This is a genomic window from Tardiphaga sp., from assembly GCF_028290785.1.
Classification (GTDB): domain Bacteria; phylum Pseudomonadota; class Alphaproteobacteria; order Rhizobiales; family Xanthobacteraceae; genus Tardiphaga.
In genome coordinates, this window is sequence record NZ_JAQGJD010000145.1 from 1 (window position 1) to 13,055 (window position 13,055).

A 13,055-nucleotide genomic window follows, 5' to 3' on the forward strand; every position below is an offset into this window, starting at 1 on the left:
GTTTGAACGACGGCAGATCGTCGGCGCGCGGCATCGCGTAATCCATGAAGGATGCCGTGATGAGCTGGCCGTTCTCGTCATAGTAAGCGCCTTCGAGCAGCGCCTGGCCGATGCCCTGCGCGAGCCCGCCATGGACCTGGCCTTCGACGATCATCGGGTTGATCAACCGCCCGAAATCGTCGGCCGCGACAAAGTCAACGAAATGCGTCTTGCCGGTGCCGGCATCGACCTCGATCTCGCAGATATAGGCGCCGGCCGGGAAGGTGAAGTTGGTGGGGTCGTAGAACGCGCCTTCTTTCAGGCCGGGCTCCATGCCGTCCGGCAGGTTGTGCGCGGTATAGGCCGCCAGCGCCACCATCGGCAACGCGATCGACTTGTCGGTGCCGGTCACCTTGAACAGGCCGTCCTCGATGACGATGTCTTCCTCCGAGGCTTCGAGCTGATGCGCAGCGATCTTCTTCGCCTTGGCCTCGATCTTCTCCATCGCCTTGAAGATCGCGGACATGCCTACCGCCGCCGAGCGCGAGCCGTACGTGCCCATGCCGAACTGCACCTTGTCGGTGTCGCCGTGAACGATCTGCACCTGATCGACGGAAATGCCGAGCCGTCCGGCGACGAGTTGCGCGAAGGTCGTCTCGTGGCCCTGGCCGTGGCTGTGCGATCCGGTCAGCACTTCGATGGTGCCGACGGGATTGACGCGCACCTCGGCGGATTCCCACAGGCCGACGCCGGCGCCCAGGCTGCCGACGGCCTTCGACGGCGCGATGCCGCAGGCCTCAATGTAGCAGGAGAGGCCGATGCCGCGCAGTTTGCCCTCTGCCTTGGCTTTCGCCTTGCGAGCGGGGAAGCCGGCATAGTCGATCGCCTTCATCGCCGAATCCAGCGAGGCGCCGAAATCGCCGACGTCGTAGGCCATGATCACCGGCGTCTGGTGTGGAAACTGGGTGATGAAGTTCTGCCGGCGCAATTCGGCCGGATCGACCTTGAGCTGCCGCGCCGCGGTCTCCATCAGGCGTTCGAGCAAGTACGAAGCCTCCGGCCGCCCGGCGCCGCGATAGGCGTCTACCGGCGTGGTGTTGGTGTAGACGCCCATCACCTCGGCGTAGATCGCCGGGATGTTGTACTGGCCCGACAGTAGCGTGGCGTAGAGATAGGTCGGCACCGACGACGAGAACAGCGACATGTAGGCGCCGAAATTGGCGTGGGTCTTGACCCGCAAGGCCAGTATCCTGTTGCCGGCGTCGAACGCCATCTCCGCATGCGAGATATGGTCGCGGCCATGGGCGTCGGTGAGAAAGGCTTCGGAACGGTCGCCGGTCCATTTCACCGGGCGACGTACTTTCTTCGAGGCCCACAGCGCCACCATCTCTTCCGGATAGATGAAGATCTTCGAGCCGAAGCCGCCGCCGACATCCGGCGCCACCACCCGCAGCTTGTGTTCCTGCGCGATGTTGTAGAATGCCGACAGGACGAGGCGCGCGACGTGCGGATTTTGCGAGGTGGTGTGCAGCGTGAAATGCTCTTCCGCGTCGTCATACTCCGCGATCGCCGCACGCGGTTCCATCGCGTTCGGCACCAGGCGATTGTTGGTGAGGTCGAGCGACACGACATTGGCAGCCTTGGCGAAGGCGTCGTTGACCGCCTTCTCGTCGCCAATTGCCCAGTCGTAGACGACATTGCCGGGTGCTTCAGGGTGCAACTGCGGCGCGCCGGGCGCGATCGCCGCCTTGATGTGGGCGGCGGCCGGCAGCTCCTCGTAGCTGACGATCACGGCTTCCGCCGCGTCGCGCGCCTGGTTCTTGGTTTCGGCGATCACCACGGCGACCGCCTGTCCGGCAAAGCGCACGACTTCCGGCGCCATCGCCGGCCAGGCGCCCATCTTCATCGGCGTGCCATCCTTCGACGACACTGCCCAGCCGCAGATCAGGTTGCCGATCTTGTCATCGACCAGTTGCTGCCCGGTCAGCACATCGACCACCCCCGGCATTTCCTTGGCTGCCGAAGCGTCGATGCTTTTGACTTTCGCATGGGCATGCGGGCTGCGGACGAAATGCGCGTGGGTCAGGCCCAGCACCTTGATGTCGTCGACATAGCGGCCGCGGCCGGTGATGAAACGCCTGTCTTCCTTGCGCACGACGCTCGCGCCGATGCCTTCCACGCCCATGATCGTCTCCCTGCCGAAGTATGTGGTCCGCCGTTTCCATCGAAATCCGGCGGCTTCGTATTCTTATTGAGTCGATAGTGCAGTGCGGCGCCGATCACTCTGCCGCCATTGACACCTTCATGCGCGATGCCGCATCGAGCACCGACTTGACGATGTTGTGATAGCCGGTACAGCGGCAGATATTGCCTTCGAGTTCGTGGCGAACCGTCTCCTCGTCGAGGTCGCCGCCGTGGCGGTTGACGATATCGATCGAGGCCATGATCATGCCAGGCGTACAGTAGCCGCATTGCAGTCCGTGATTGTCGCGGAACGCCGCCTGCATCGGGTGTAGCTGATCGCCCTTGGCGATGCCCTCGATGGTGGTGACGTTGGCGCCGTGGACCTGGCCCACCAGGGTGGTGCAGGACTTCACCGCGCGGCCGTCGATATGCACCACGCAGGCGCCGCACTGGCTGGTATCGCAGCCGACGTGGGTACCGGTGAGGTTGAGATGCTCGCGGAGCAGCTGGACGAGAAGGGTTCTGTCTTCGACATCGGCAGAGACAGCTTTGCCGTTGACCGTCAGTTTGACTGTGGACACGCAGGCCTCCCGGTATTTTTAATTGATCTAATTAGAAGCGCGGCCCGAAAACTTTGCAATGGGGATTTTCTCTATCCTCCCTGAGGAGAGTAAGTAATGCGCACCCCGCCTGCAGATTTGTGGCTTTATGCAGCTCTCGCTTGATGCTCTATTCGCGCTGCAACAAGTGCGGCAAGCGGCCGTACCAAAACAATAATTCCACGACGGGGAGTTTGGGTTCGTGATCGACAAGCAAGTGAAAACTCTGGCCGATGCCGTGGCCGGGGTGAAGGACGGCGCGACCGTGCTGGTGGCCGGCTTCGGCGCGGTCGGGGTGGCCGACGACCTGCTCGAGGCGTTGCACGAACAGGGTGCGCGCGATCTGGTCATCGTCGCCAACAATGCCGGCAATGGCGATCACGGCCTGGCCCGTTTGCTCAATTCCGGCCGCGTCCGCAAGGTGATCTGCTCCTATCCGCGGTCCGGTGACTACAGCGCCTTCCTGAACGCCTACCGCGCCAAAACGCTTGAGCTGGAACTCGTACCGCAGGGCACCATCAGCGAACGCATGCGCTGCCATGCCGCGGGGCTCGGCGGATTCTTCTCGCCGGTGTCGGCTGGAACAAAACTGGCCGATGGCAAGGAAACCCGCGAGATCGACGGCCGGCTGCACGTGTTCGAGAAGCCGCTGAAGGGCGACATAGCGCTGCTGCGTGCCGACAAGGCGGATCGATGGGGCAACCTGACCTATATCAAGTCGGCGCGGAATTTTAATCCGGTGATGGCGATGGCCGCGGATCTCAGCGTGGTCCAGGTCAACGAAATGGTCGAGCTCGGCAGCCTCGATCCCGAAGCTGTGGTCACCCCGAGCATCTTTGTCGATCGCGTCGTTGTTGTAGGAGCCAACCCATGAAGCCGCTGACCCGTGAACAGATGGCCTGGCGCGCCGCGCAGGATCTGCCCGAAGGCGCGTTCGTCAATCTCGGCATCGGCATCCCGACCTTGGCCGCGAGCTACGTGCCGGCTGATCGCGAAGTCATCTTCCACAGCGAGAACGGCATTTTGGGACTCGGTGCCAAGCCCGAGCCGGGCATGGAAGACGAGAACCTGATCGACGCCGGCAAGAACTACACCACGCTGATCACCGGCGGGGTGTTCGTGCATCACGCCGACGCCTTCCTGATGATCCGCGGCGGCCATCTCGACGTCAGCCTGCTCGGCGCGTTTGAAGTGTCGGAGGCCGGCGATCTCGCCAACTGGACCACCGAAGACCCGGCCTTCCCGCCCGGTGTCGGCGGCGCCATGGACCTCGCGGTCGGTGCGAAGGAAATTCGCGTCATCATGGACCACACCGACAAGAAGGGGAATCCGCGCATTCTCAGGCATTGCTCGCTGCCGCTCACGGCCGCCGGCTGCGTCAAACGCATCTATACCAACCTGGCGGTGATCGACGTCACGCCGCACGGGCTGTTCGTGGTGGAGATGGTGGACGGCATGACGCTGGAAAAGCTGCAGGCCATCACCGAGCCGGAATTGCAACTCGCCAACAGCTGGCAGGCGCTGGCGCCGCCCGCGGCGATAGCGGCGTAAGATAAGCGGGCAAAGGCGCTTTTGCGCCGTTCCAGCGCGGGAAAGCAGGGCGTGGCACGCTTCACTTCGCCCACCGCAGCCAACCCTGGGAGCGTGTTGCAACCTCCGGATGCTCCGGTGCACGTTTACTCCGCCTTAGCCATTGCGTCGTAGCGTGAAGCGTCGGGGTCTGGGCGCGAGCGTTCGGGCACCCGATGTCATGGGAGCGAACGGGAGCCTGACGTGGGATTGAAGACGCTTGTGCGGCTGCGGCCGGTTTCGAAATTTCCGGCCCTGCGATTTCGCGCAAAAGTGACGCTCGGCTTCGCCGCCGTGCTCGCCATCTCCGCGCTCAGCATGGGCCTGGCCTATGTCGGCTTCGAGCGCGTCTCCTCTGGCGTGGTGTCGTATCGCACCAGCGTTGCGGAATCCGGCCTCGCCCGCAACATCGATCGCGAACTGACGGCCTATCAGGCCCTGACGCGCTACTATGTCGTCACCGGCAAGGAAGACGACGCCAAGGCGGCGCTTGCCGCGCAAGCGAGCCTGAAGGAAACCATCGATCAATCGATGAGGGCGACGACGGATTCGGCGCGGCTCGACAAGATTACCAAGCTCGGCCGCGAGTTCACGATCTTCGCCAAGATTTTCGCCGATATCCTCAAGGTCAAGGGCGACAACGAACTGATCGCCTCCAACCAGATTTCCCGCACCAGCCTGATGTTGCGCACCAAGCTCGATGACCTCGGCGACACCGCTACCATGGCAGGGCTGTCTTCGATTCAGGACCAGGTGAAGGATATCACCACGCAGTTCATCACCGCCTCCTCGCTGATGAACACCTTCATCGGCAAGGCGGACGAGAAGACCGCGAGTTCGGCCTTCGCACGCGCCAAGTTCCTGGAAAACTCGTTTGCCACGATCTATGCGAACAATGAGAGCATCAACCAGAAGGTCAGACAGATCCTCGAAGAAGTGAAGGCCTATCGTCTGGCTTTCGCCAAATACGTCGATAACACCAAGGCAATCGACGAACTGTTCAAGGAGATGTCCGAAACCGCGGCGGCGATTACCAAGCTGTCGTCCGCCATGAAGGCCGATCTGCTGTCGGACCAGCAGCGGCTCGAAAACGAATCCGATGCGACGATCCACGCGACGGAACGCCAGGTGGCGATCCTTGGCCTCGGCGGGTTCGTGATTGGCGCGCTGTTGGCCGCGTTGCTCGGCCGCAGCATTTCGAAGCCGATGACGGCGATGTGTGGGGCGATGCGCAAGCTGGCCGCCGGCGATTTCGAGATCGTGCTGCCGGGGCTCGGCCGCCGCGATGAACTCGGCGAGATGGCTGCTGCCGTGGAAGAGTTCAAGGTCGAGGCGATCGCCAAGGCCGAGCGCGATGCCGCCGCCCATGACGAGCAGAATCGCGCCGCCGGCACCGCGCGCCGCGCCGAGCTGATCCGTTTCGCCGACGATTTCGAATCCGCGGTCGGCGCCATCGTCGCCAACGTCTCGGACTCGGCCGGGCAACTGGAGACGGCCGCGGGCACGCTGACCCGCACCGCCGAGACCACCGAAGGCCTGTCCGGCCGCGTCGCCGGCGCGTCGGAAGAAGCCTCGTCCAACATGCAGTCGGTGGCCACCGCCACCGAGGAGCTTTCGCTGTCGGTCGGCGAGATCGGCCGCCAGGTGCAGGCCTCGAGCCGGATCGCCGACAGCGCGGTCAAGCAGGCCGAGCAGACCGACGAGCGGATCAGCGAACTGTCACGCGCGGCGCAACGGATCGGCGACGTGGTCGATCTGATCACGGCAATCGCCAGTCAGACCAACCTGCTGGCGCTCAACGCCACCATCGAGGCGGCACGCGCCGGCGATGCCGGCCGCGGCTTCGCCGTGGTTGCCTCCGAAGTAAAGTCGCTGGCCAGCCAGACGGCGAAGGCGACCGACGAGATCTCCGCGCAGATCGCCGGCATGCAGAGCGCCACTCAGGAGTCGGTGACGGCGATCAAGCAGATCGGCAGCACCATCGCGGAGATTTCCGGCATCGCCTCGGAGATCGCCAGCGCCGTCGAGCAGCAGGGCGCGGCGACCAGGGAGATCGCGCAGAACGTTCAGCGCGTGGCGCATGGCACCCAGGAAGTGGCCAGCAACATCACTGCGGTGAATCGCGGCGCCACCGAAACGGGCGCGGCCTCGGAACAGGTGCTGCATTCGGCTCAGACGCTGTCGAGCGAGAGCACCCGTCTGCGCGCCGAGCTGGATCGCTTCATGGCGAATATCCGCGCGGCGTGACGCGATCGTTCCCCGGACGCGATGCAACCTTGCGATGCGCAGCATCGCTCGGAAGTATTGCTTCGCAGAGCCGGAGCCTCGGTTTTTGTGCTGGTAAGTAACTGCGAAGAGGAAACCGGGATCCCGGATCTGCGGAGCGGCACAAGAGTGCCGCACCGCGTCCGGGAAACGATGACCTACTTTTTGCCGTCCGCCGTATAGGCACGCCAGCCGCCGAAATGCGAGATATCGCGGGCGCCTTCGATTGCTGCGGCTTCCACCAGAAAGCCCTTCACGTTTGAGCCGTCGGCGAGTTGCAGCGTGCCGATCGACAGCGGCGAGGGAATCGCGGCGACGAATTTTCCGAACGCGGCGGCAGACAGCGCCCACACTTCCACGGCGATCGACGCGCCCGATCCGGCTTCGACGCGGAGCAGGCCCGGCTTCGCCGGCGTGGTGCCGTTCAGCGCGTAGAACTTGTAGTCCGGCGCCGTCGTGGTGGCCTTCAGCAGCCGCCCGTTCAGGGCCTGCAATTCGCCGTTCAGCGCCATGCCCGACAGATGCGCGCCGACCACGGCGATGGCGATCTCGTCGCCATGCGTTATCGCGGGCAATGCCGCCAGCGCCGGCTGCGGCAGTTTCTGGCTGCCCATAGTGAGCCTGGTGTCGGCGTGGAACGCGCGGCCGATACTGGCGAGTTGCGCGTCGTGGCCGGCCGGCGCCAGCAGCGTAATGCCGAACGGAATGCCGTCGGTGCGCATGGCCGCCGGCAATGCCAGGCCGCAGAGGTCGAGCAGATTGACGAAGTTGGTGTAGGTGCCCAGTCGGCTGTTGAGCTCGATGGGATTGGCCAGCACCTGCGCCGTGGTGTAGGCCGTCGGCGCGGTCGGCAGCACCAGCGCGTCGATGTTGGCGAACGCCGTCTCGGCGGTGCGCTTGAGGCCCTGCAATTTGTAGAGCGCGGCAAAAGTGTCGGTGGCGCTCAGCCGCGCGCCGGCGATGGTGATCTCGCGGGTCACCGGATGGATGGCATTCGGCGCCGAGGCCAGCAAGTCGCGGATCACCAGCAGCCGTTCCGCCACCCACGGCCCGTCATAGAGCAGCCGCGCGGTCTCGTAGAACGGCTCGAGGTCGAATTCCACCAGCGTCGCGCCGAGCGACGTCCAGCGTTTCAGCGCGTCGGCATAGGCTTTCTCGGAAACCGTATCGCCGAAGAAGATCAACTGGCCGTTGCGCGGCACGCCGAGCCGCAGGCCTTTCGGGAATTCCGTCAGTGCTTGCAGCGGCTGCTTCTTCGAATAGGGATCGTGCGCGTCGTAGCCGGCCATCGCATCAAGGGCCGCCATCGCATCATCGACCGTGAGCGTGAAGATCGACACGCAGTCCAGCGTCCGGCACGCCGGCACCACGCCGGCGGTCGGGATCAGGCCGAGGCTGGGCTTGAGGCCGACAACGTTGTTGAGCATCGCCGGCACCCGGCCGGAGCCGGCGGTGTCGGTGCCCAGCGACAGCGGCACCAGGCCGGCGGAGACGGCGACCGCCGAGCCCGAACTTGAGCCGCCCGGAATCAGGTCGTCGCGGATCGCATTCTTCGGAATGCCGTAGGGCGAGCGGACGCCGACCAGACCCGTCGCAAACTGGTCGAGGTTGGTCTTGCCGATGATGATGGCGCCGGCGGCGCGCAATCGCGCCACGGCACTGGCATCGCGGCTCGGCGTATAGGCAAAGGCCGGGCAGGCGGCGGTGGTCGGCAGGCCGGCGACGTCGATATTGTCTTTCACCGCGACGGGCACGCCATACAGCGGCAGCGTCGCGGCATCTCTCGCGCCGAGCGCCTCGGCCTCCGCAATCGCCTCGGCCTCCTTGCGCAAGGTGATGAAGATCGCGGGATCGCCGTGATCGCGGATGCGTTGAAAACTCCGCGCCACGGTCTGGGCGGGCGTGATGGTGCCGGCGCGATGCGCGGCGACGATCGCAGCAATGGTTTCGGTCACGAGGCGAACCTGCTGCGGATGGCGCGAGCGCGCCATCCGCGAAGGGAGAAGGCTTTATTCAGCAGGCACGGCAAGAGGCGGCTCCGATTGAGATACTGAAAGACTGGTGGCGCCGAACTTCTCCGCTGCGAAAAGCCCGGCTGCCACGATAGCATAGGCCAGGGCGACGCCTGGCGTCACCCCCCATCCGCCACCGATGCCGATCGCCTCGCCATGCATGAAGCCGAAATAGGTCATGACCGCGCCGGCCAGCGCGAAGGCCGAGGCGTTGACGAACTTGCGCTCGATGACGAACACCGCGATGGCGCCGAGCACCAAGCCGGTCAGGATCGAGCCGCCGCCCATCACTTCGAGACCGTGGAACAGCACGCCGTTCTGCCCCATCTTGGCGATGAATTCCGGCGCGTGCTGCGCGCCGAAGTTCATGCCGGCGGCGCCGAGCGCGCCGGATAACAGCACCGTGGCCCAGGCCGCCAGATGCGGCGTCAGCGACAGCGCGATGGCCGGCGCGTGCTCGCGGGGCGTGGTCTCGAAGGCCTGCGCGCAGATCAGCATGCCGATATAGAGCAGGATCGGCGAGATCGCGACCACGGGGACGATGGCCAGCATCAAGGAGATGACACCAAACCACGACAGCACCACGACCATGATGCCGGTTGCCGCCGAGTAACCGATCCGGCCGCCCATCGCCTTCCAGCCGGGATGGCCGATATAGACGGCGTTGATGAACGGGTTGCCCATCAGGCAGCCGATCAGCGAGACGACGCCGTCGGCGGTCAGTACGCGGGTGGTCGGGTACTCGTCGCCGGCCGCTTCCGCGCTTTCGACGTTGTCCATCGCTTCGACCAGGTCGTAGATGCCGTACGGAATCGCGGTCACCAGGATGACGCCGAGGAACTGGAAGCCGGAGAACACGTGATCGATCGCCGGGATAGGCACCGAGAAGCCGAAGTTGGTGAAGGCCGCCTTGACGCCGGCAACGCTGACGCCGCCGATTCCAACGCCGAACAAGTTCGAGCCCCAGGCGATCACCATGCCGACGCCGATCGCCACCAGCCCGGCCGGAATTCCCTTGGGATAGCGATAGCCGCCGAACCAGCTCAGCATGATGATGGCGAAGCAGGTCAGGCCGATCACCGGCGTCATGAACATTTCCAGCGCCGGGCGCATTGCGATGAAGGCGATGGAGACGCCGGCCAGCGTGCCGAGCAACGCGGCGCGCGGCGTCACCTTGCGGATCCACGGCGCGACGAAGCCGCCGATCATGAGAATAAAACTCTGGAAAAACACCCAGACCAGGCCGGCTTCCCAGCCCTTGATGGGATCACCGGTGGTAATGGTGATCGGCAGCATGATCACGAAGGTGACGATGAACATGTGCGGCACGCTGATGCCCGAAGGCAGCGCGCAGACGTCGTTACGGCCGGTCTTCTGCGCGAGCTTGTAGGCGAGATATGCGTAGTAGAAGGTCGATAGGCACATCATCAGGCCGAGCGCCGGCAGGATGCGGCCGAACACGATATTGTCCGGCATCTTCAGTACGAAGCGCAGCAGGCCGGTGAGCACCAGCATGTTGACGAGGATGTTGGTGCCGAATCCGAAAAAGGCATTCCAGTCGCCCGGTGTCCAGAGCAGAGGCTTGAACTCTGATTTGCCGGCAGTCCCCGTGGTCGTGCTCATCGCGATGCTCCTGCTGCGAGTTTGTTGGAAGTCTCCGGTGGATTTTTGAGAAGTGTCATGGCTTCAAGAATCGCGGCGGCGTCGGCGACCCAGCCGAAGATGCCGCCCTGGGCCTTGATCATCTTCAGGCCCATCTCGTGGAATTCGGGAAAGTAGGAGGCGCAGCCGTCCGAGATCACGATGCAGCGATAGCCGCGGTCGTTGGCCTCTCGCACGGTGGTGTTGACGCAGACTTCGGTGGTGACGCCGCATACCAGGAGCGTGTCGATCTCGCGCGCCTTGAGGTCGGCGCCGAGCGTGGTGGCGTAGAACGCGCCCTTGCCGGGCTTGTCGATCACGATCTCACCCTCGACGGGATACAGAGCGGGGATGATGTCGTGGCCGGCCTCGCCGCGAATCAGGATGCGGCCCATCGGTCCGGGATCGCCGATCCGCAACGACGGCGCGCCGCGTTCGACCTTGGCGGGCGGCGCATCCGAGAGATCGGGCAGGTGGCCTTCGCGGGTATGCACCACCAGCATGCCGGTCTCGCGCGCTGCCTTCAGCAGGGCCGCGATGGGCTGAACGGCGCGGGCGAGTTGCGAGACGTCGTTGCCGAGCGTCTCGCCGAAGCCGCCGGGCTCCATGAAGTCGCGCTGCATGTCGATGATCAGGAGCGCTGTCGTGCTCCAATCGATATCGATCGGGCCTGGCTCAGCGGCTATCGTTGTATGCAGTGAGTCCGCCATTGCCGATTACTCCCCCGAGCTATGGACATCTCGGGGGGTACTGAAGCAAGCAGCGTGCCATTGTGTACAACGCGTCGTACGGTCAAGCATCTCGATATTTTGTTAGTGATATCAATCTCGAATGAGAGGTTATGAGTGCTGCTCAAGTCTTAAGCAGGCGCGACGAAAACGGGTTTTTGCTTAATACGTCATCGGTGCCAGATTAAATGGCGGCGCAGTCGGTTGGCGGATTGGCCTGCCGTCGCGGGTTTGGAACGACGACAATACGGCATGCAGCGGCACCGGTTCCGCCCGCCTTATTTTGGTCTCAAGGCCTGCAAACAGCGCGCGGGTTTCACGCTTTACGATCACGACGCGCGCCTGCGCCGAAAAAGCGCCGGCTAATCCCAGCCGTCGCCTTTAATGCCCGGGTTCGCGTAAACGATGCCGCCATCTACCGCGATGGTGGCGCCGACCACATAGTCTCCGGCGCGCGAGGCGAGGTAGATCGCGGCGCCCGCCATGTCCTCGTCGGTACCGATGCGGCCTGCCGGCACTCGGGATGAGACTTCGTCCGCGTTGTCGCGCGCGGCCTTGTTCATGTCGGACTTGAACGGCCCCGGCGCGATCGCGCTGACCACGACGTGATCCTTGATCAGCCGCACCGCCATCCGCCGCGTCAAATGGATCAGGCCGGATTTGCTGGCGGCGTAGGAATAGGTCTCCATCGGGTTGACGAAGATGCCGTCGATCGAGGCGATGTTGATCACCTTCGCCGGCCTTTCGGCGCTGGCGGCGGCGCGCAGCGCAGGCGCGAGCGCCTTGGTGAGGAAGAACGGCGTCTTGACGTTGAGCGTCATCACCTTGTCCCAGCCGCTCTCCGGGAAGTCGTCGAATTCGGCACCCCACGCCGCGCCGGCGTTGTTGACGAGGATGTCGAGCTTCGGTTCGCGCTTCTTGATTTCGGCCGCGAGCATGTCGATGCCGGCCATGGTGGAGATGTCGATCGGTAGCGCGATGCATTCGCCGGCATATTCAGCGGTCAGTTCCTGTGCGGTGGCTTCGCACGGTCCGGCCTTGCGTGCGGTGATGTAGACCTTTGCGGCGCCCTGGCTGAGAAAGCCCGCCGCGATCATCCGGCCGATGCCGCGCGAGCCGCCGGTCACCAGCGCGACGCGCCCGGCGAGCGAAAACAGATCCTTGAACATGACCCCTCCGGTATTCCTGCCTGGATATTCTTGCTTGGCGAATGGTCTGAACGTGGCCTGAAAGCGAGTCAAGAACCCCCCGCCGTTGCGCTGGATCAAGGCCGGCCGAGCGCAAGGCCGTATGCTCGGCCAGCCGGCTCGCTCCAGCAGGCCGACTTCAACCAACGGGAGAGTTTCATGAGAGCTCATCACATTATGACGCGCAAGGTGATCGTGGTTTCACCAGATGCGTCGATTGGAGAAGCGGCCCGGCTGATGGCCGAGTATCATGTCAGCGGGTTGCCGGTGGTCGATCATTCCGGCGCGTTGGTCGGGATGGTGACGGAGCGCGACTTTCTGCGCCGACAGGAAGTAGGCACGCAGCGCCGGCGGCCGCGCTGGCTGGAATTTCTCCGCGGTCCCGGTTCGCAAGCGCTGGAATACGTCCATGCCGCGGGGCGCAAGGTCGATGAGATCATGACCCGCGACGTCCGCTCCGTCACGGAAGAGACGCCGCTTGCCGATATCGTCGATCTGATGGAGAAGCATCAGATCAAGCGGGTCCCGGTGATTCAGGGTGGCCGGCTGGTCGGTATCGTCAGCCGGCAGAACTTCGTGCAGGCCGTCGCCAATGCATTGCACGACGTGCCTGATCCCACCGCGGCGGACGATCATATCCGCCGGCGCATCATCGCGACCATCGAACAGCAGGATTGGACGCCCGTCGGACTCGGCGTGCTGGTCCGGGACGGGATCGTGGACATCCGCGGCATTATCACCGACGAAAACGTTCGCCAGGCCATCGTGGTCGCGGCCGAGAACGTCGCCGGCGTCAAACAGGTCCGCGATCACATGTGCTGGGTGGATTCGATGTCGGGCGTGTATTTCCTGCCGGACGACGAACTGGACGGTACCGCGAAAGCGGTCTGA

At 64.2% G+C, this 13,055-nt stretch carries 10 protein-coding genes; 4 read left to right on the forward strand and 6 right to left on the reverse strand.

Annotated elements, in window-relative coordinates; all coding sequences use genetic code 11:
• Nucleotides 1-2,164: xanthine dehydrogenase family protein molybdopterin-binding subunit (locus tag JWR89_RS08750; protein ID WP_299714420.1), on the reverse strand; the 2,164-nt coding region annotated here is incomplete at its 3' end.
• Nucleotides 2,165-2,258: 94 nt separating this feature from the next.
• Nucleotides 2,259-2,744 carry a (2Fe-2S)-binding protein gene (locus JWR89_RS08755; protein ID WP_299714422.1) on the reverse strand — a complete coding sequence of 162 codons (486 nt, stop codon included), beginning with the start codon at nt 2,742-2,744 and terminating at the stop codon, nt 2,259-2,261.
• 220 nt (nt 2,745-2,964) lie between these two features.
• On the opposite strand from JWR89_RS08755, the gene JWR89_RS08760 reads away from it, so the two are divergent.
• The 3 genes from JWR89_RS08760 to JWR89_RS08770 all read left to right on the forward strand — a co-directional run bounded on the left by JWR89_RS08760 (nt 2,965) and on the right by JWR89_RS08770 (nt 6,578).
• Nucleotides 2,965-3,636, forward strand: a complete 672-nt coding sequence (locus tag JWR89_RS08760) for a 3-oxoacid CoA-transferase subunit A (protein WP_299714425.1) — start codon at nt 2,965-2,967, stop codon at nt 3,634-3,636.
• Nucleotides 3,633-4,313 (forward strand): 3-oxoacid CoA-transferase subunit B, encoded by a 681-nt coding sequence (locus tag JWR89_RS08765; RefSeq protein ID WP_299714428.1) that lies wholly within the window; start codon nt 3,633-3,635, stop codon nt 4,311-4,313. The genes JWR89_RS08760 and JWR89_RS08765 overlap by 4 nt, the downstream gene beginning before the upstream one ends.
• Before the next feature lie 222 nt (nt 4,314-4,535).
• Nucleotides 4,536-6,578 (forward strand): HAMP domain-containing methyl-accepting chemotaxis protein, encoded by a 2,043-nt coding sequence (locus JWR89_RS08770; RefSeq protein WP_299714431.1) that lies wholly within the window; start codon nt 4,536-4,538, stop codon nt 6,576-6,578.
• Between the two features lie 176 nt (nt 6,579-6,754).
• On the opposite strand, the gene atzF is transcribed toward JWR89_RS08770, so the two are convergent.
• From atzF to JWR89_RS08790, 4 genes are all read right to left on the reverse strand, one after another.
• The gene (atzF, locus tag JWR89_RS08775) at nt 6,755-8,551 is read right to left on the reverse strand and encodes an allophanate hydrolase (RefSeq protein ID WP_299714434.1); all 1,797 of its coding nucleotides are present in this window, start codon (nt 8,549-8,551) and stop codon (nt 6,755-6,757) included.
• Nucleotides 8,552-8,605: 54 nt separating this feature from the next.
• The gene (locus tag JWR89_RS08780) at nt 8,606-10,231 is read right to left on the reverse strand and encodes a regulator (RefSeq protein ID WP_299714437.1); all 1,626 of its coding nucleotides are present in this window, start codon (nt 10,229-10,231) and stop codon (nt 8,606-8,608) included.
• Nucleotides 10,228-10,959, reverse strand: coding sequence for an isochorismatase family cysteine hydrolase (locus JWR89_RS08785; protein ID WP_299714439.1), 732 nt, complete (start codon nt 10,957-10,959; stop codon nt 10,228-10,230). Before JWR89_RS08785 ends, JWR89_RS08780 begins: the two co-directional genes overlap by 4 nt.
• A gap of 380 nt (nt 10,960-11,339) precedes the next feature.
• Nucleotides 11,340-12,146, reverse strand: a complete 807-nt coding sequence (locus JWR89_RS08790; RefSeq protein ID WP_299714442.1) for an SDR family oxidoreductase — start codon at nt 12,144-12,146, stop codon at nt 11,340-11,342.
• 177 nt (nt 12,147-12,323) lie between these two features.
• Here JWR89_RS08790 and JWR89_RS08795 point away from each other — a divergent pair, with 177 nt between their 5' ends.
• Entirely contained in the window at nt 12,324-13,055 is a 732-nt protein-coding gene (locus JWR89_RS08795; RefSeq protein ID WP_299714444.1) for a CBS domain-containing protein, read from the forward strand.